This is a genomic window from Cellulophaga omnivescoria (genome assembly GCF_027915275.1).
Classification (GTDB): Bacteria; Bacteroidota; Bacteroidia; order Flavobacteriales; family Flavobacteriaceae; genus Cellulophaga; species Cellulophaga omnivescoria.
On sequence record NZ_CP115819.1, the window covers coordinates 1,827,937 to 1,846,001 of the forward strand.

Genomic DNA, 18,065 nt, shown 5'->3' on the forward strand with positions numbered 1-18,065 from the left:
GTTCACAATATAATAAATGTATAAAAGTATGTTTGTTAGCAAAAAGTTAATATAATAATAGATTGTTCATAACAATTATAAATAATCACGGTATGCCGTGATAGTTAACATAATAACTTTGTTTATTTTTGCACCACATTAAAAATAAGAAATGAAAAACTACCTTGTACATACCTGTTTAATTGCTTTTGTATTTGTAAGCTGCAAAAACGTAAAGCAAGAAAAGGATGACAAGGATGATAGTGATAAGCAAACTGTTACTAGTTCATTAGAACCTTTTTCTTCAGAAGAACAAAAACTTGTAGTTACTACTATAGAAGATTCTTATAATTCTACCGAGTTTGTTATAAAGTATAACAATTACATAGAATTTTTTAATACCTATGATGATAAAGTTCGTAAGTCTTATGCTAACTATTTAAGTTGGGTAAACCAAAAAGAAATTAATGGTACAACAAACTTAAAAAGTAAAATTGGTTTGCCTTTAGAAGAATTAAACATTTTAAAGTCTACCATTGTTCACAGGCCTGCCATTAAAAAAGTAGATGCTAACATGCTTTTAGTGTATAAAACAGCAGAAATTTTATACAATACAATAGTAGAGGTAGATGCTTATTATAAAAAGGGAATTGTGGTGCCTGTTAATGAAAATAAGACTAAAAAATTACATATTAAATTACTAGAGGCTTACCGTAACTACTTTTCTACTTTTGATGATATGTCTATAGTTTTTTATAGATTACAAGATGATGTAGAAAAATACAAAAAAGAAAAGTACAAGGAGCAAGAACTTGTTGTACAATACAATTTGTTTAGTGCTATAAACGCAGCAGAAGCTATTTTAAATGAAATAGGTGGTAGAGATGTAGATGGACTTTTAACTTTAGATTTTACAGTAATTAATCAAAAAATAAAAGAGCTTAGAGCCGCATATGTGGCTTTAGAGGGTTTAAAAGAGAATCAAGATTTAATAGTAAAAGAGTTTGGTAAGCCTATGCCAGTTGTTACTAATTTTACCAACCATCTAGGTAATATTTTAATGGGTTTAACTAGCTTAAAATTACGAATAGCTAATAATGATTTTGATTACGGTAAAGATCATCCAAACATTGCTGCAGATGGCTCTCCTTTAAAATTAGAACTAGAATTTATTGCTATGGTAAATGAATACAGAAGTATAAATTAAAAACTTACCTATAAAAATTCATTTCATCCATATATTTAAATACCGCAGCAGGAAGTAATGGTGTAATGTTTTTTCCTAATTTATGATTTTTTCTAATAAAGGTAGATGAGATTTCCATTATAGGAGCATCGGTTACCATTTTTATTTTAGGGTTGTTTTTAAATTGATGATCTACTATACCTGTGGAAACCCTTGGATACACATAAATATCGTGGTTTTCTAAAATTACTTCATAGTTTTTCCATTTATGAAGACTCTTTAAATTGTCTTCTCCCATAATTAATGAAAAATTATACCCACTAGGGTACTTCTCTAATAAATGAGCTAAAGTGTGTACCGTGTAATTTGGTTGTGGTAAATTAAACTCTATGTTAGATGGTTTTAGTTTAGGGTACTCTTCAGTAGCCTCTAAAACCATTTGGTATCTATGATGGTTGCTTAATAAAGATTGTTTTGTTTTAAACGGGCTTTGAGGCGTAATCACAAACCAAACTTCATTTAAATCTGTAAATTCTACCAAGTGATTTGCAATAACTAAATGTCCTAAGTGTATGGGGTTAAAAGTTCCAAAATACAACCCTACTTTTTTCATACTATTCTTTTTTTCGGGAGTTGGTTTACTAATAAAATCTTCAACCAGTTTTTCTGCTTCAGCTAAAGCAGTATCTAAATCATAATTTTTTATAACCGTGTCAAATTGTGGGGCTGTAGCTAGCTCTACAGAGGCTTTTGCAATACGCATATTAATTTTGTCGTCACTCTCTGTACTGCGTTTTTTTAATCTAATTTTTAGTTCATCAATACTAGGTGGTTTAACAAATACAGCAAGCGTTTGTTCTGGAAACTTCTTTTTTATACGTAAGCCTCCAACTACATCAATGTCAAAAATAACGTTTTTACCTTCGGCCCATAAACGCTCTACTTCTGTTTTTAAAGTTCCGTAAAAGTTATCTCGGTATACTTCTTCCCACTCTAAAAAATCATCGTTTTTTATATGATTTTTAAATTCAGATAAAGATAAAAAATAGTAGTGTTCTCCATTTTTTTCTTTTCCTCTTTTTGGTCTAGATGTAGCAGAAACAGAAAAAGCTAGATTTAAATGTTCTTTGGCCAATAAATGCCTAACTATAGTTGTTTTGCCACTACCAGATGGTGCTGAAAATATGATAAGTTTGCCGCCTTTCATTATAAAACATTTAGCATTTGTTCTTTAATTTTTTCAAGCTCATCTTTCATTTGCACAACTAATTGTTGCATAGGAGCGTAATTAGCTTTAGAGCCTATGGTGTTAATTTCTCTCCCAATTTCTTGAGAAATAAACCCAAGTTTTTTTCCGTTAGAATCTGAAGAGTTAATGGTTGTAGTAAAGTATGTTAAGTGGTTTGCTAAACGAACTTTTTCTTCTGTAATATCATATTTCTCTAAATAGTAAATAAGTTCTTGTTCAAACCTGTTTTTGTCTACTTCGGTCTTTAGATCAGACACAGCTTTTGCTAAACGCTCACGCAGCGCAGTTTGCCTATCTGGGTCTATAGCAATTACTTGTTGTAGCAAGTTTTCTAAAGAAGAAATTCGGTCTTTAAAATCTTGCTCTAAAACAGCACCTTCTTCAGTTCTAAACACGTTAATTTCTTTTAAAGCTTCTGCTAATGTATTTTGTATTGCTTTATATTCATCAGCGTCAATTTCTTCACGCTCTGTTTTCATAGCATCTGGCAAACGTAAAGCCATTTCTAAAAGCTTAACATCATCTCCTTCTGCTATGCTTTTTAATTGTTGCATATATTGTTTAACCACTACTTCATTTATTTGCGAAGATGTGTCTGCACCTGTGCTTTCAATATAAAGATTAAAGTCTATTTTACCTCTTTGTAAACCGTTAGCAATAGTTTTGCGTAACTCCAATTCTTTTTCTCTGTATGCAGATGGCATACGTGCATTTAGGTCTAAACTTTTGCTGTTTAAAGACTTAATTTCAATGGTAATTTTTTTTGATGGAAGTTGCACTACGTGTTTTCCAAATCCGGTCATGGACTGAATCATATATTGTAAATTTTATGCAAATATAAATAAACTATACTAGTTGAGACTAAGAGCTTATCTTATTAACTCTATTTCACTATTTTAAAAAAAACATAAAAAAAATCTGCTTATTTAGAATAAACAGATTTTTATATTAAGTGTAGGGTACTTACAGTTCTCTTACCCAAATATTTCTATAGCTAACTCTACTATTGTCCCCGTGATCTTGCAATCTTAAAGGGGCTTTGCCGTGAGCTTCGTTTTTAGGCCATCCAATATAAGGTGTTGTACCTTTAATTTCTACGTGGTCTAAAACTAGAATTCCATTATGTAAAAGTGTTAGTGTTCCAGATTTTATTTTTTTACCAGCTTTATTAAATTCTGGTGCGTGGTACACAGCGTCATAAGTGTTCCATTCTCCTGTTGGTACAGAGGCTTTAGCAAGTGGGATATGTTGTTTGTATACAGAGCTTACTTGTCCGTTTACATAAGTATCATTGTTATTATTATCTAATATTTGAATCTCATATCTGTCTTGAAAAAAAACACCACTATTTCCTCGGTTTTGGCCGTCTCTTAAAATTTCTTTTGGAGACATCCATTCTAGGTGCAATTGTATACTTCCAAATTCTTTTTTGGTTTTAATATCTCCAGATTTATCTTTAACGGTAAAAAAACCATCTTCTTGGTTTATATCCCACGGAGCTGTTTTACCATCTATGCTTAACCATTGGTCTAAGTTATTACCGTTAAATAATACAATAGCATCACTAGGAGCGGCATTATTTTTTGCAGGTGTAACTGTTGGCGGTACTGGTTTGTATAATTCTGTTTCTTCAGGTTTTGTAGGTTCTGTGCCACTGTATTCCTCATAGATTATGTAATCTACTTCAGATTTGGTTTCAGGGGTTTCTACTGTTGCTTTCTCTTGGCAGCTAATAATTAGAAGCCCTAAAATAGACCAGATAATTTTTTTCATGCTTAATTTAATTCTTTAATTTTTATGTTTCTGTATGATACTATATCTCCGTGGTCTTGTAGGCCTATTTTGCCTCTTTTGTATTTTGCAAATCCGTCCCAACCGTTAAATTTTGAGTTTTTAAGCATATTGTTCCATTCCTCTCCGCTTAAAGAGAATTCTGCTACGGTAACACCGTTTAGTATAGAACTACCTTTGTTGGTTTTATGATTTATTGTAATAACAGTTGTGTTCCATTCTCCTACTGGCTTTGTGGCGTCTTTGCTAGGGGAAACTAAATCATACAAAGCACCCGCTTGTCGGTCTGTGCCATTTTTAGCATCTGGGTGCTTATTGTTGTCTAATACCTGTACCTCTAAGCCTGTTTCATAAGGTTGTGAATAAGTTCCATCATCCTTAATTCCCCAAAAAATACCACTATTTCCTCCTTCAGATATTTTCCAATCTACAGTCAAAACAAAATTTGTATACTCTTGTTTTGTTACAATGTTATAGTGTGTGTCCTTTGGCCTGTCTGTTGGAGGGTAAAACACTAAAGCATCACCTTCTATTTTCCAGTTTTCTATAGTATTGTCATTACCGTATAGTTTAAAATTGTCTAGATTACTACCATCAAATAAAACCTTCCATTTATTTTCTTTAGGTTCATCTTTTTTAATGGCGTTTTCTGCAGTAATTTCCTTTTTAGTATTTTGGGTAGCTTTTTCTTTGCAACTAAGGGCTAAAGCAGATAGGCAAATTATTAGTAATGTATTTTTCATAAGTAGTAATTGTTGTTTGTTGTATTTTTTAAATACCAAGCATTTTTTTAAGCATTTCTTTGTCTGTTTCTGCTCCGGCAAAATCATCAAATTTCTTATCAGTAACTTCAATTATATGATCTTTTATAAATTTAGCACCTTCTATTGCACCTTGTTCTGGACTTTTAATACAACATTCCCATTCCATAGTAGCCCAAACATCGCATCCGTATTGCGTTAGTTTAGAGAAAATAGTTTTAAAATCTATTTGTCCGTCTCCTAAAGATCTGTATCTACCTGCTCTGTCTATCCAATCATTATAGCCGCCAAAAGCTCCTTTTTTTCCGGTTGGGTTAAATTCAGAATCTTTTACATGAAAAGATTTTATATATGGGTGATAATGATCTATAAAGGCTATATAATCTAACTGTTGTAGTACAAAATGACTTGGGTCATATAAAATATTAACCCGCTTGTGATTTCCTGTGGCCTCTAAAAAACGCTCAAAAGTATCACCATCATGCAGGTCTTCTCCTGGGTGTAATTCGTAGCATATGTCTACATCTTCTTTGTCAAAATGATCTAATATTGGTAACCATCTTTCTGCAAGTTCTTCAAAACCAAGTTCTACTAACCCAGGAGGTCTCTGTGGCCATGGATGCATTGTGTGCCATAGTAGTGCACCGGAAAAAGTAGCATGTGATTTAATGCCAAGTCTCCTACTGGCAGTACCAGCTTTTTTAACTGTTTCTATAGCCCACTCTGTTCTTGCTTTAGGATTTCCGCGCAAATGTTCTGGAGCAAAACCATCAAACATAACGTCATAAGCTGGGTGTACAGCAACTAATTGTCCTTGTAAATGAGTAGATAACTCCGCAATTTCTAAATCGTAAGAGTTTACTTTTGCTTTTAGTTGGTCACAATATTCTTGACTTTCTGCTGCTTTATCTAAGTCAATTAAAAAAGTTTCCCAAGTAGGTATTTGTATGCCTTTGTAACCAAGGTTGGCCGCCCATTTACATAAGCCATCTAGGGAGTTAAAAGGAGCTTTGCTGTCTACAAATTGTGCTAAAAATACCGATGGGCCTTTTATTGTCTTCATTTTATGTGTTTATATTATGTAATTTAATGCTATATTTAACGTTTAATTTATAAGGTTATAAAGAGGAATAACCCAAGTTATAAATATAATAATTTGTAACCGAATAGGTGGTCTTTTTTATATGAATTGAGAGGTTTTGTGTAACGAACAACATAAAACCTGTATTGAAATAAAAATATAAATCTATATCTGTGGAAAACAATAGATCGGCTAAAAATTTATGGGGAGATTATTTAGATAAGCATTTAGAAGATGCTTTTGTAAAAGACCCTAAAGTGGAACATTTCTGCGATAATGAAAAAGATGCTAATGAGTGTGCTACACTTGTTGAAAAAGGGGTTAAAAAAGCAACTACACATTCTTTATTGGGTTTGCAATTACGTAAAGAACCTTTACCTAAAATTGGCGATTTTAGAATTGTTACTGATTGGAGCGGACAAGCAAAATGTATTGTGCGTACTACAGCTGTTAAATTAAAACCTTTATTTAGTATTGATGAAGCGTATGCGCAAAAAGAAGGTGAGGGAGATAAAAGTTTAAAATATTGGAAAACAACACATGTGGACTACTACAAAAGAGAGTTGGCAGAATTTAAGCGTGTACCCACAGATAGTATGATTGTAGTTTGTGAGGAATTTGAAAAAGTTTTTTAAAAAAATCAAAAAAAATACGTACAAAAAAACCACACTTAAAAGTGTGGTTTTTGTTTTGTATAAGCTTGGTGAATTAATCTAAATCTACCCAAATATTTCCTTTTTGGTGAGACGTTACACTACTTTGTATAAAGTTTAGTCCGCGCACACCGTCTAACATTGTAGGAAATTCACCGTCATTAAATTCTTCTCCTCTTACGGCTCTGGCTACACCTAAATAGATATTTGCCATAGCATCAAAAATACCTTCTGGGTGTCCTGGAGGTAACTTTGTTCCGTCTAAAGATAAATCAGAGTTATAAGCGTGACCAGGTTTGTAAACCTGTAAAGGCTTGTCGTCACTCATAACATATAAGTAATTTGGATTTTCTTGCTCCCACTTTAATCCACCTTTGTTACCATAAATTTTAATGGTAAGTCCGTTTTCTTCACCAGTGGCTATTTGGCTAGCTCTTATTATGCCCTTTGCATTACTGTTAAAGCGTACAAGTGCTGTACCATCAATATCCATTTTATTATCTTCGTACAAATAGTTTAAATCTGATAATAAAGATTTTATTTGCATACCAGTTGTGTACTCTATCATGTTAAACGCATGTACTCCAATATCTCCCATACAACAACTAATTCCAGATTTTTCTGGGTCTAATCGCCAAGTACTTGTTCTTTTATCTTTTTCATGTATTATAGGGTTTATCCAACCTTGGTAGTATTGTGCATCTACCTTTTGGATGTTTCCTATGGCCCCAGCTTTTATCATTTCACGCATTTGGCGTACCATAGGGTAGCCTGTATAGGTATGTGTAACGGCAAAAATAGTACCTGCTTTTTCTAGTGTAGCCTGTAAAATTTTAGCTTCTTCATAAGTGGTTGTCATTGGTTTTTCACAAATAACATGAAATCCATTCTCTAATAACTTTTTTGCCATAGGAAAATGTAAAAAGTTAGGTGTAAGTATAGAGCAAACCTGTATTCTTTCTTCGGTTGGTAATTTTAACTCTTCTTCAATTAAGGTATCAAAGTCTTTATATATTCTGTTTGTAGGGATATCTATTTGCTTTGCAAAGTTTAAACTATCCTGTAAATTAGGGTTAAAAACAGCGCCCGTAATTTGGTAATTATCATTAATAAATGAAGCTACTCTGTGTAAAACACCAATTAAAGAATCTCCGCCACCGCCTAGTATTCCTAGTCTTATTTTTTTACTCATACAAGTGTTTTTTTAATTTTTTATTTTAAGTTTTTTGCAGCATTAACTAATAAATCTCTTGTTGCAATAATACCTTCTTCTTCACCTTTTTCATCACCTTCATACTCAACACCAATAAACCCTGTGTAACCTGCATCTTTTACTATTTGTAGCATTTTCGAATAGTTAATTTTAGTTTCTTTACCCTCAGCATCAAAATTATAAGACTTTGCGCTAACAGCTTTTGCATAAGGCATTAACTCAGTAACACCTTTGTAGTTGTCATACATTTCTTCACAGCCTTCTTCTGATTTTTTTATGCAAAAGTTTCCAAAATCTGGCAGTGTGCCTACGTTATCCATATTAACTTGGCTCATAACTTCTGATAGTAGTTTGCCATTAGAAGATAGACCACCGTGGTTTTCTACAATAACATTAATGTTATGTTCTTTGGCAAAAGTACCAAGTTGTTTTAATCCGTCTATAGAACTAGTAACCCATTCTTGTTCATTAGTAGAGCCCGATAAATTTACGCGTATGGCGTGACAGCCCATTTCTGCTGCTGCTTTAACCCATTTGTAATGATTTTCTACTGCTTTTTTGCGTTCGGTTTTATCTGCCAATGCAAGGTCTCCTTGACCATCAATCATGATCAATACATTTGTCATTCCGTGTTTTTTTGCAGCTTCGTTAGATTTTGCAATAAATTGCGCCATAGCTTCATCAGAATAGTTTGCTTCTTTAACATCATTATACAGGGCGCTAACATATTCTAAGCCAGTAAAACCAAGGCTTTTAGCTTTTTCTGCAAAATCATAAGGATTGCCACCATCAAAAACTTGTTTGTGTAAAGACCATTGCGCTAATGATAATTTAAAAAATGGTTTTTGCTCTTCGGTGTTGGTTACTGCAACTTCTTCTTTTGCTTCTTCATTTTTTTTAGGAGCATCCTTACAAGATGCAAAACAAAAAACAAGTAAAATTAATGGGTATTTAACACTCTGTTTAACTAGTTTTTTAACTTTCATTTTTTAGATATTTAATTTTTAGGAATTTACATCAACTATAACGTTATAGTACGTTACCCTCAATATTTATAGGGTTTAAATGTAGAAAATTTATTTTATATTTGAGAAAATTATGAAATAAACAATACAAAGAATGGGCAAATTTTATTATAACGAAGAACAAGAGTCTTATGATGCTATAGTTGTAGGAACTGGCATAAGTGGAGGATGGGCCGCTAAAGAATTGTGTGAGGCTGGTTTAAAGACTTTAATTTTGGAAAGAGGTAGAATGGTAAAACATAGGGATGATTACCCAACCGCTTTTAAAGAGTCTTGGGATTTGCCAAATAACGGAGCCATTTCTCCTGAAGAAAAAGCAAAACAAGAAAAACAGTCTAGAACTGGATATACTACAAATGCAGATACAAAGCATTGGTTTGTAAATGATTTAGAACACCCTTACAATGAAACTAAACGTTTTGATTGGATGCGTGGTTACCATGTTGGAGGAAGATCTATAATGTGGGGTAGGCACAGTTACCGCTGGAGTGATATAGATTTTGAAGCCAATAAAAAAGATGGTCACGGTGTAGATTGGCCTGTTCGTTATAAGGATATAGAGCCGTGGTATGAAAAGGTAGAAACTTTTATTGGTGTGTCTGGAGAAAGCTTAGGCTTGCCGCAATTACCAGATAGTAAGTTTGAGCCTGTAATGCCGCTTAATTGTGTTGAAGAAAAGTTAAAAGAAAGTGTAGCTGAAAATTTTAATGGCCGCGTTGTAACAGCTGGTAGAGTTGCCCACATTACTAGTGATAAAAAGTTTGCAGGAGACGGTAGGTCTAAATGTCAGTTTCGTAATCGTTGTAGTAGAGGTTGTCCTTTTGGTGCGTATTTTAGTAGTAACTCTTCTACGTTACCAGCTGCAGAGGCTACAGGTAATTTAACACTTAGGCCAGACTCTATTGTTTATGAGGTTATTTATGATGAAGAAACTAAAAAAGCAACTGGAGTTAAAGTTATTGATAGAATAACAAAAGAAAAAATAGAATTTAAAGCAAAGGTAATTTTCTTATGTGCTTCTGCTATTGCTTCTACAGCTATATTAATGCAGTCTAAGTCTGATACTTTCCCTAACGGAATGGGTAATGAGTCAGACCAGCTAGGAAGAAATATTATGGATCACCATTTAGGTTGTGGTGCAAATGGTAAGTTTGATGGCTTTGAAGATAAATATTATAAAGGCAGAAAGGCAAACGGTATATATATTCCTAGATTTAGAAATTTAGGAGGTGATACAGATCGTAAAGAATTTATAAGAGGTTACGGTTACCAAGGTGGTGCAAGCAGAGGTAACTGGCAAGAGGTTGTTGCAGAAACAGGTTATGGCAAAGATTTAAAAGATGCTATTTTAAAGCCAGGCGGATGGACTATGGGTATTATGGGATTTGGTGAAGTATTGCCTTATGAAGATAATAGGTTTACTCTAGATTATAATAAATTGGATGATTGGGGATTGCCAACTGTTACTTTTGATGCAGAATTTAAGGAGAATGAACTTAAAATGCGTGAAGATATTAAAGAGCAGGCCGCAGCTATGTTAAAATCTGCAGGATTAAGAGATGTTAATGTCTTTGATAATATTGGGGCTTTAGGTCTTGGTATTCATGAAATGGGTACGGCTCGTATGGGTCATGATCCTAAAACATCTGTGCTTAATAAATACAATCAGGTGCACTCTGTACCAAATGTATATGTAACAGATGGGTCTTTCATGACATCATCTTCATGTGTTAACCCATCGTTAACATATATGGCTTTTACTGCAAGAGCGGCAAACCATGCTGCAGAACAATTTAAAAAAGGATTATTATAATGAATAGAAGATTAGCACTTAAGAACCTAGGTTTGTCATTAGGCTATGTTGTAGCTACGCCAACCTTAATTAGTATTGTACAAAGTTGTAAAAATGATAAAGGTGTTGCTTTTACTCCAGAGTTTTTTTCTCAAGAAGAAGGTGATGTTGTAGTAACCCTAATGGATATTATTTTACCTAAAACAGATTCTCCTTCAGCATCTGAAGCAAATGTTCATATGTTTGTAGACCAATATATTAATGTGTCTAACACAGCGGAAGAAAAGGCTTTGTTTAAAGCTAAAATGGCTAGTTTTTTATCTTTAGCAAAAAGTAATTCAAAAAAAGAAGCTGTTTCTGATATTACTGCTGAAGAGCTTGAAAATACATTAGCAAGTTGTTTAAAATTGTCTGAAGAGCAAATAAAACAACAAGATATTACTATGCGTAATTATAATAATGCTATTGCCAATGGAGAAGTAGGAGAGTTAGATGTAAACTCTGGGGCAATTGCTTTTGCGCAAGAGCTTAGAGGTTGGACAATTAGAGGTTATAAAGCAACCGAAGAAATAGCTAAAAACTTTTTAGCTTTTGACCCTATTCCAGGAAAGTATGTTCCTTGTGGTACTATTGACGAATTTACAGGAGGTAAAGCTTGGGCTTTGTAATTAACTAATTTTATGAAGAGAAGGAGTTTTATACAAAAATCGGCATTAACTACAGGGGCTATAACCTTAGGTGTTGCTTATGGTGCTGCTTCTAATAATATTGAGAAAGCTAAGCATACATTTAATTTAAAGTATGCGCCACATTTTGGTATGTTTTCTAATTATGCTAAAAGTTTAGAAGATCAACTGCATTTTATGGCAAGTGAGGGCTTTACAGCGTTAGAAGATAATACTATGCTTAATCGTGATGTTGCTACTCAAAATAAACTTGCAAAAACAATGCAAAATTTGGGGATGCAAATGGGGGTTTTTGTTGCTCATGAAATATTATGGAAAAAGCCTAGTTTGGCTTCTGGCGATTTGGCTTTAAGAGAAAAGTTCTTGTCCGAAATTAAAAGATCTGTTGAGGTCGCTAAGCGTGTTAATGCTAAATGGGTTACTGTTGTGCCAGGTCATGTAGATTTAAAACAGTCTATGGGGTACCAAACGGCACATGTAATAGAGTCTTTAAAGCAAGCAGCTTCTATTTTAGAGCCTCACGGCATAGTTATGGTGTTAGAGCCGTTAAACTTTAGAGATCACCCTGGTTTGTTTTTAACAGATTCTCCACAAGCTTATGAAATTTGTAAGGCTGTAGATTCTCCATCTTGTAAAATTTTATTTGATATTTATCATCAGCAAATTCAAGAGGGTAATTTAATACCAAATATGGAAGCATGTTGGGATGAAATAGCTTATATACAAATTGGAGATAACCCAGGAAGAAAGGAACCTACAACTGGGGAGATAAATTATAAAAACGTTTTTAAATTTATTTATAATAAAAATTTTACTGGCATTTTAGGTATGGAGCATGGAAACTCTATGCAAAATAAAGCAGGGGAACGTGCTGTTATTAATGCTTATAAAGAAGTGGATAATTTTATTTAAATATGTTGTTTAACGTACTAAAAAGCTGTGCTTATGCACGGCTTTTTTGTATTTTATATGCTTGTGTTATGTTGGAAATTGTAATTTTAAGTTAAATTCTATAAATTTTTATCGATTAACTGCACTTTTATTTGGTTGTATGTAAAGTTTTTGTATTTTCATAACGTATAAATAACAAAAGGGTAATATTTCTCTTTTTGTAAATACGAACTACTATGGAGAATTATTTTATTTTATTAATTGTGTATACTTCTGCACTAGTGTATTCTACAATTATTAGACCTAGACTTAGAAAAGAATAGTTAAGACTATTTCTTGGCTTTATAAATTAAAAGCATCATTAAATCTACTATTATGGTAGTGTTTAATGATGCTTTTTTGTTTGGTGTAGTTGGTAAAATAATAATGTTAAATAAAAAACCTCAAGCTATGCCAAATTAGGGGAGGGCATAGTTGAGGTATTTTTTTTCTCGTCCATAACGAGAGGTGTTCATAAAGCTTTATGCTGTTATGAGCCGCACATTAAACAATCGTCATCTGCTTGGCCAGCTTTAGCTTGTTCTATAAGTGCTTTCATTTCTGCTGCACTCATAGGTTCTACATCTGTATCTACAGGTGTAGGGTTAACTTTTAACTCCGTTGCCGCAGCTTTAGGAGCAGTACTAACTGCAGCTAACTTTGGTTCAGGAATTTCAACTTTTGGAGTTTCTTTTTTCTTGCTATTGTCTACTGTAAACTTAATTGCATCTGCCGCAGCTTTTGTTCTTAAGTAGTACATACCCGTTTTAAGTCCGCTTTTCCATGCGTAAAAGTGCATAGATGTTAACTTAGAGTAGTTAGCGTTTTCCATAAATAAGTTTAAAGACTGACTTTGGTCTATAAAATACCCACGGTGTCTAGACATGTCAATAATGTCTTTCATACTTAACTCCCAAACAGTTTTATATAATTCTTTTATTTCTTGAGGAATAATATCTATGTGTTGTATAGATCCGTTAGCACGCATAAGCTCTTGTTTAAGGCTTTCATTCCAAAGTCCTAATTGTACTAGATCTTCTAATAAATGCTTGTTAACTACAATAAACTCACCAGATAAAACTCTACGTGTATAAATATTGGATGTGTAAGGTTCAAAACACTCATTATTACCTAAAATTTGAGAGGTAGAAGCCGTTGGCATTGGGGCAACTAATAGAGAGTTTCTAACTCCATTTTTTAGTACGCTTTTGCGTAATTTTTCCCAATCCCATCTGCCTGATAGTTCATCATCTTTAATGCCCCATAAGTTATGCTGAAAATCTCCTTTAGATATTGGAGATCCTTCGTAGCTAGAGTAAGGACCTTCTTCCTTAGCCATTTCCATAGAAGCTGTTACGGCAGCATAGTATAATGTTTCAAAAATCTCCTGATTTAGTTTTTTTGCTTCATCACTAGTAAAAGGCATACGCATCATAATAAACGCATCTGCTAAGCCTTGTACTCCTAAACCAATTGGTCTGTGACGCATATTAGAGTTTTTAGCTTCTATTACAGGATAGTAGTTGCGGTCTATTACAGTGTTTAAGTTTCTGGTAACGCGTTTAGTTACACGAAAAAGCTCTTTATGGTCAAACTCTCCATTTTTTACAAACATTGGTAAAGCAATAGAGGCAAGGTTACACACAGCTACTTCATCAGGAGCAGTGTATTCCATAATTTCTGTACATAGGTTAGAAGAGCGTATAGTACCTAAGTTCTTTTGGTTACTTTTACGGTTTGCGGCATCTTTGTAAAGCATATAAGGTGTGCCAGTCTCTATCTGAGATTCTAGTATTTTTTCCCAAAGGTCACGAGCCTTTATTGTTTTTCTTCCTTTGCCTTGAGCTTCAAATGCAAGGTATGCTTCTTCAAATTCTTTATCGTGTTTTTTGTATAAATCTGGGCATTCATTAGGGCACATTAGTGTCCAGTCTTCATTAGCTTCAACTCTTTGCATAAATAAATCTGGAATCCACATTGCGTAAAAAAGGTCACGCGCACGCATTTCTTCTTTACCGTGGTTCTTTTTTAGATCTAGGAACTCAAAAATATCTGCATGCCATGGTTCTACATAAACAGCAAAGCTACCTTTACGTTTTCCTCCTCCTTGATCTACATAACGAGCCGTGTCATTATAAACGCGCAGCATTGGTACTACACCATTAGACGTACCGTTTGTACCTGCAATATAAGAACCTGTAGCTCTTACATTGTGTATAGATAAACCAATACCACCGGCAGACTGAGATATTTTAGCAGTTTGCTTTAAAGTGTCATAAATACCATCAATACTATCATCTTGCATAGCAAGTAAAAAGCATGAAGACATTTGTGGTTTTGGCGTGCCAGAGTTAAACAATGTTGGTGTAGCGTGTGTAAAGTATTTTTTAGACATAAGTTCATATGTCTCTATAGCAGCATCTAAATCGTTTAAATGTATACCTATAGATACACGCATTAACATGTGTTGTGGTCGTTCTGCTATTTTACCATTAAGTTTTAATAGGTAAGAGCGCTCTAAGGTTTTAAATCCAAAATAATCGTAGCCAAAATCTCGGTTGTATATAATAGTAGAGTCTAGTTTTTCTGAGTTGTCTTGTATCACTTTAAAGACTTCATCAGATAAAAGAGGTGCTTTTTTACCTGTTCTTGGGTTTACATATTCATATAAATCTTTCATTACTTCAGAGAAAGATTTTTTCGTGTTTTTATGTAAGTTAGATACAGATATACGTGCTGCTAGTTTTGCATAATCTGGGTGAGTAGTTGTCATTGTAGCGGCAATTTCTGCTGCTAAATTATCTAACTCAGATGTTGTTACACCATCATACAAACCTTCTATAACACGCATAGCCACTTTTAAAGGGTCTACTAATGCGTTTAAGCCATAACAAAGTTTACGAACTCTTGCCGTAATCTTGTCAAACATTATTAATTCTTTTCTGCCGTCTCTTTTTACTACATACATGCTACAATTGTTTTTAGTGATACGTTGGTTAGGTCAAGTCTTGTGAGACTCAACAAATTGGTTATTTATAGTGCTTTTTTTAGAAGTGTATTCTAAAAAATAAAAGGGTTAAATTTTAAAAATCTGCGTCAAAGCTAATTTTCTGTGCGTCGTCACCATCATTATTGTTGGCAACTCCAGATTTTTGGTACTCGGCTACTCTTTTTTCAAAGAAATTTGTTTTTCCTTGAAGAGAAATCATATCCATAAAGTCAAACGGATTGGTAGAGTTGTACACTTTGTCACAGTTTAATTCTACTAATAAGCGGTCTGTTACAAATTCTAAATATTGTGTCATTAATTTAGAGTTCATACCAATTAAGCTTACAGGTAAAGATTCTGTAATAAATTCTCTTTCTATATCTAATGCGTCTACAAGTATTTCTGTAATACGCTCTTTAGGTACTTTGTTTATTAAGTGGTGGTTGTGTAAGTGTACTGCGTAATCACAGTGCATACCTTCATCTCTAGATATTAATTCGTTAGAAAAGGTTAAACCAGGCATTAGGCCTCTTTTTTTAAGCCAAAATATAGAACAGAAAGAACCAGAAAAGAAAATGCCTTCTACTGCTGCAAAAGCAATTAAGCGCTCTGCAAAACTTGGAGATTCAATCCATTTTAAAGCCCAATCTGCCTTTTTTCTAATAGCAGGGAAGTTCTCTAATGCATGAAATAAAATATCTTTTTCTTTTTCATCTTTAACATAAGTGTCAATTAATAACGAATATGTTTCAGAGTGTATGTTTTCCATCATTATTTGAAAACCATAAAAGAATTTTGCTTCTGCATATTGTACTTCACTAACAAAGTTTTCTGCTAGGTTTTCATTTACAATACCATCAGATGCAGCAAAAAACGCTAATATGTGTTTAATAAAATAACGTTCGTCGTCGTTTAATTTGTTTTTCCAGTCATCTAGATCAGCGTGTAAATCTATTTCTTCAGCTGTCCAGAAACTAGCTTCACATTTCTTGTACCAATCCCATAAATCATTATGTTTAATAGGAAAAATTACAAATCTGTCTTCGTTTTTTTCTAAAATAGGTTCTATTGCTGCTGACATAATTTAAATCTGGATTATAACTGTTTTTAAAATTTTAAGGAGAATTGTTCCTTAAACCTTGGGGGACTACAAAGATTGTAAAATGTAGGCACATGGTAAAGGGGTTTTGCTGCTTTTAGCTTATAAGTTTTTAACAGCAATTGTTGACATGTGTGCTCGCTAGTGATGTTTATTGCCTTTGAAGAATTTATATGTTTTTTTAGTTTTTAAAACATAAAAATGTTCTAAAAAAATAAACCAAAAAGTATATTGTTTATAAGTGTTGTGAGCTAGTGAAGTAGCAATTTATGACGCACCAAACTTTACGATTCTGGCTTTAGTTTTTACAAAAATGAAATATTATATGATTCAGGTAGTTCCCCCCGAAACCTTTAAATCATTTGCAATAAAAATCATTTAACGTTTAACTAAAGCTAGGCTGCTTAACGCAGTTGTGTATTCTGTTTTTTAATACACGTCCTTTAGAATCGTAAACTCTTAGTTTGGTGGTATCATAAAATTATTTATCTTTTTTATTTATTGTTGTTGGTATTAAAGGTTTTGTACTGTTGTTCATATTTGCTAATACAGGTTCTTCTTTATTTAGCGTTGTTGTTTTGTTATTTTCCATTAGTGCAGCAACAGCTATTGTAATTACTAACAGACTAAACATAAAAATGCATTTTTTCATAATACTATAATTGCTTTTAAGTTTGCTTTATAATTGTTGTATTGCGCACATCTAATACAGTGCTAATTTATAATCATTTAGTAATCTTTTGGTTAACAATGTATAAATGGCAAAAAAAACTGTGTAGTTTGTATGATTTATACCTTTTTTGAGCAATTAACACGCAATTTTATGCCAACTACACAAAAAAAATATTGTTTTAAACAATGTATTGTACATTTACTATTCTAAATCTTTATTATGATAGAAGCAGTTGTAATTGACGATGAAATAAAAGCCATACAGAGCTTAACTTGGGAGTTAACCAACTTTAGTGATGAAATTAGAGTGGTAGCTTCTTTTACAGATCCTTACGAGGCTCTTAACTATTTGGAAGGAAACATACCAGATTGTGTATTTTTAGATATAGAAATGCCTATAATGGATGGTTTTCAGTTTATGCAAAAAGTAAAAGATAGGGAATACCCTATTATAATTACTACTGCGTACAACCAGTACGCTATAAAAGCCTTAAAAAATGAGGCTATAGATTATTTGTTAAAGCCTATAGATACAGATGATTTAAATGACACTATTATTAAAATTAAAAAGTACAATCAGAAAAACGATACTATAGAGCGCTTAGAACGTTTGCTTATTGGTTTTAATTCTAATATGGTAAATAAAAGAATAACCATAAATACAGATGGTAAGTTAATTTTTTTAAATAGTGACGAAATTATGTATGCGGAGTCTGACGGAAATTATAGTACACTGTATTTAGATGATGGTAACAAAGTTGTACTTACAAAAAAACTTAAAGAGGTAGATGATATGCTTACCTTAGAAAACTTTTTTAGAGTGCATAATTCGTACATAGTCAATGTAAATAAAGTAAAAGAGTTTATAAAAACTGATGGGTATTTGGTGCTACAGTCTAATGACAGAATTCCCGTTTCTAGGCAAAAAAAGTCTAATTTTTTAGACTTGCTATAACAGT

General features: G+C 33.0%; 16 protein-coding genes and 1 pseudogene. 6 read left to right on the top strand and 11 right to left on the bottom strand.

Features of this window, described 5'->3' with window-relative positions; genetic code table 11:
- Nucleotides 1-151 precede the first annotated feature (151 nt).
- Complete coding sequence (locus PBN93_RS08160; RefSeq protein ID WP_077401290.1) at nt 152-1,186, top strand: YiiG family protein; 1,035 nt, start codon at nt 152-154, stop codon at nt 1,184-1,186.
- Nucleotides 1,187-1,190: 4 nt separating this feature from the next.
- Here the strand turns inward: PBN93_RS08160 and nadD are convergent, their stop codons facing one another.
- The 6 genes and pseudogenes from nadD to PBN93_RS08190 form a co-directional block, all read right to left on the bottom strand.
- Nucleotides 1,191-1,778 carry a nicotinate (nicotinamide) nucleotide adenylyltransferase gene (gene nadD / locus PBN93_RS08165; RefSeq protein WP_271081900.1) on the bottom strand — a complete coding sequence of 196 codons (588 nt, stop codon included), beginning with the start codon at nt 1,776-1,778 and terminating at the stop codon, nt 1,191-1,193.
- A gap of 27 nt (nt 1,779-1,805) precedes the next feature.
- Nucleotides 1,806-2,372, bottom strand: a pseudogene (gmk, locus tag PBN93_RS08170) (guanylate kinase); the annotation flags it as partial.
- Complete coding sequence (locus PBN93_RS08175) at nt 2,372-3,229, bottom strand: YicC/YloC family endoribonuclease (RefSeq protein ID WP_077401298.1); 858 nt, start codon at nt 3,227-3,229, stop codon at nt 2,372-2,374. The pseudogene gmk and the gene PBN93_RS08175, both read right to left, overlap by 1 nt.
- A gap of 148 nt (nt 3,230-3,377) precedes the next feature.
- The gene (locus PBN93_RS08180) at nt 3,378-4,187 is read right to left on the bottom strand and encodes a 3-keto-disaccharide hydrolase (RefSeq protein ID WP_271081882.1); all 810 of its coding nucleotides are present in this window, start codon (nt 4,185-4,187) and stop codon (nt 3,378-3,380) included.
- A 2-nt stretch (nt 4,188-4,189) separates the two neighbouring features.
- Nucleotides 4,190-4,948: a 3-keto-disaccharide hydrolase gene (locus tag PBN93_RS08185; protein ID WP_271081883.1), complete on the bottom strand. Its 759-nt coding sequence runs from the start codon at nt 4,946-4,948 to the stop codon at nt 4,190-4,192.
- A 28-nt stretch (nt 4,949-4,976) separates the two neighbouring features.
- On the bottom strand, nt 4,977-6,029 hold the full coding sequence (locus PBN93_RS08190) for a sugar phosphate isomerase/epimerase family protein (protein WP_271081884.1): 1,053 nt from the start codon (nt 6,027-6,029) through the stop codon (nt 4,977-4,979).
- Nucleotides 6,030-6,220: 191 nt separating this feature from the next.
- Here PBN93_RS08190 and PBN93_RS08195 point away from each other — a divergent pair, with 191 nt between their 5' ends.
- A complete protein-coding gene (locus tag PBN93_RS08195; RefSeq protein WP_077401307.1) occupies nt 6,221-6,682 on the top strand; it encodes an ASCH domain-containing protein in 462 nt (153 codons plus the stop codon).
- A gap of 73 nt (nt 6,683-6,755) precedes the next feature.
- On the opposite strand, the gene PBN93_RS08200 is transcribed toward PBN93_RS08195, so the two are convergent.
- Complete coding sequence (locus tag PBN93_RS08200; RefSeq protein WP_271081885.1) at nt 6,756-7,892, bottom strand: Gfo/Idh/MocA family protein; 1,137 nt, start codon at nt 7,890-7,892, stop codon at nt 6,756-6,758.
- Nucleotides 7,893-7,912: 20 nt separating this feature from the next.
- Nucleotides 7,913-8,899, bottom strand: a complete 987-nt coding sequence (locus PBN93_RS08205) for a sugar phosphate isomerase/epimerase family protein (RefSeq protein ID WP_271081886.1) — start codon at nt 8,897-8,899, stop codon at nt 7,913-7,915.
- 133 nt (nt 8,900-9,032) lie between these two features.
- Here PBN93_RS08205 and PBN93_RS08210 point away from each other — a divergent pair, with 133 nt between their 5' ends.
- Genes PBN93_RS08210 through PBN93_RS08220 form a run of 3 tightly spaced genes read left to right on the top strand, consistent with a single transcriptional unit; the run spans nt 9,033 to nt 12,328 of the window.
- On the top strand, nt 9,033-10,751 hold the full coding sequence (locus PBN93_RS08210; protein ID WP_077401315.1) for a GMC oxidoreductase: 1,719 nt from the start codon (nt 9,033-9,035) through the stop codon (nt 10,749-10,751).
- Nucleotides 10,751-11,398 carry a gluconate 2-dehydrogenase subunit 3 family protein gene (locus tag PBN93_RS08215; RefSeq protein ID WP_077401318.1) on the top strand — a complete coding sequence of 216 codons (648 nt, stop codon included), beginning with the start codon at nt 10,751-10,753 and terminating at the stop codon, nt 11,396-11,398. Before PBN93_RS08210 ends, PBN93_RS08215 begins: the two co-directional genes overlap by 1 nt.
- A gap of 12 nt (nt 11,399-11,410) precedes the next feature.
- On the top strand, nt 11,411-12,328 hold the full coding sequence (locus PBN93_RS08220) for a hydroxypyruvate isomerase family protein (protein ID WP_077401321.1): 918 nt from the start codon (nt 11,411-11,413) through the stop codon (nt 12,326-12,328).
- A 508-nt stretch (nt 12,329-12,836) separates the two neighbouring features.
- On the opposite strand, the gene PBN93_RS08225 is transcribed toward PBN93_RS08220, so the two are convergent.
- The 3 genes from PBN93_RS08225 to PBN93_RS08235 all read right to left on the bottom strand — a co-directional run bounded on the left by PBN93_RS08225 (nt 12,837) and on the right by PBN93_RS08235 (nt 17,086).
- A complete protein-coding gene (locus tag PBN93_RS08225) occupies nt 12,837-15,314 on the bottom strand; it encodes a ribonucleoside-diphosphate reductase subunit alpha (RefSeq protein WP_077401324.1) in 2,478 nt (825 codons plus the stop codon).
- A 115-nt stretch (nt 15,315-15,429) separates the two neighbouring features.
- The gene (locus PBN93_RS08230; protein ID WP_013621240.1) at nt 15,430-16,416 is read right to left on the bottom strand and encodes a ribonucleotide-diphosphate reductase subunit beta; all 987 of its coding nucleotides are present in this window, start codon (nt 16,414-16,416) and stop codon (nt 15,430-15,432) included.
- Nucleotides 16,417-16,915: 499 nt separating this feature from the next.
- Nucleotides 16,916-17,086 (bottom strand): hypothetical protein, encoded by a 171-nt coding sequence (locus PBN93_RS08235; RefSeq protein WP_171974472.1) that lies wholly within the window; start codon nt 17,084-17,086, stop codon nt 16,916-16,918.
- Nucleotides 17,087-17,326: 240 nt separating this feature from the next.
- Here PBN93_RS08235 and PBN93_RS08240 point away from each other — a divergent pair, with 240 nt between their 5' ends.
- Nucleotides 17,327-18,061: a LytR/AlgR family response regulator transcription factor gene (locus tag PBN93_RS08240; protein ID WP_077401327.1), complete on the top strand. Its 735-nt coding sequence runs from the start codon at nt 17,327-17,329 to the stop codon at nt 18,059-18,061.
- Nucleotides 18,062-18,065 lie beyond the last annotated feature (4 nt).

Coding starts and splice junctions, on each gene's coding strand:
- PBN93_RS08160 (WP_077401290.1), top strand. CDS start 152: ATGAAAAACTACCTTGTACATACCTGTTTAATTGCTTTTGTATTTGTA.
- nadD (WP_271081900.1), bottom strand. CDS start 1,778: ATGAAAAAAGTAGGGTTGTATTTTGGAACTTTTAACCCCATACACTTA.
- PBN93_RS08175 (WP_077401298.1), bottom strand. CDS start 3,229: ATGATTCAGTCCATGACCGGATTTGGAAAACACGTAGTGCAACTTCCA.
- PBN93_RS08180 (WP_271081882.1), bottom strand. CDS start 4,187: ATGAAAAAAATTATCTGGTCTATTTTAGGGCTTCTAATTATTAGCTGC.
- PBN93_RS08185 (WP_271081883.1), bottom strand. CDS start 4,948: ATGAAAAATACATTACTAATAATTTGCCTATCTGCTTTAGCCCTTAGT.
- PBN93_RS08190 (WP_271081884.1), bottom strand. CDS start 6,029: ATGAAGACAATAAAAGGCCCATCGGTATTTTTAGCACAATTTGTAGAC.
- PBN93_RS08200 (WP_271081885.1), bottom strand. CDS start 7,892: ATGAGTAAAAAAATAAGACTAGGAATACTAGGCGGTGGCGGAGATTCT.
- PBN93_RS08205 (WP_271081886.1), bottom strand. CDS start 8,899: ATGAAAGTTAAAAAACTAGTTAAACAGAGTGTTAAATACCCATTAATT.
- PBN93_RS08210 (WP_077401315.1), top strand. CDS start 9,033: ATGGGCAAATTTTATTATAACGAAGAACAAGAGTCTTATGATGCTATA.
- PBN93_RS08215 (WP_077401318.1), top strand. CDS start 10,751: ATGAATAGAAGATTAGCACTTAAGAACCTAGGTTTGTCATTAGGCTAT.
- PBN93_RS08220 (WP_077401321.1), top strand. CDS start 11,411: ATGAAGAGAAGGAGTTTTATACAAAAATCGGCATTAACTACAGGGGCT.
- PBN93_RS08225 (WP_077401324.1), bottom strand. CDS start 15,314: ATGTATGTAGTAAAAAGAGACGGCAGAAAAGAATTAATAATGTTTGAC.
- PBN93_RS08230 (WP_013621240.1), bottom strand. CDS start 16,416: ATGTCAGCAGCAATAGAACCTATTTTAGAAAAAAACGAAGACAGATTT.
- PBN93_RS08235 (WP_171974472.1), bottom strand. CDS start 17,086: ATGAAAAAATGCATTTTTATGTTTAGTCTGTTAGTAATTACAATAGCT.
- PBN93_RS08240 (WP_077401327.1), top strand. CDS start 17,327: ATGATAGAAGCAGTTGTAATTGACGATGAAATAAAAGCCATACAGAGC.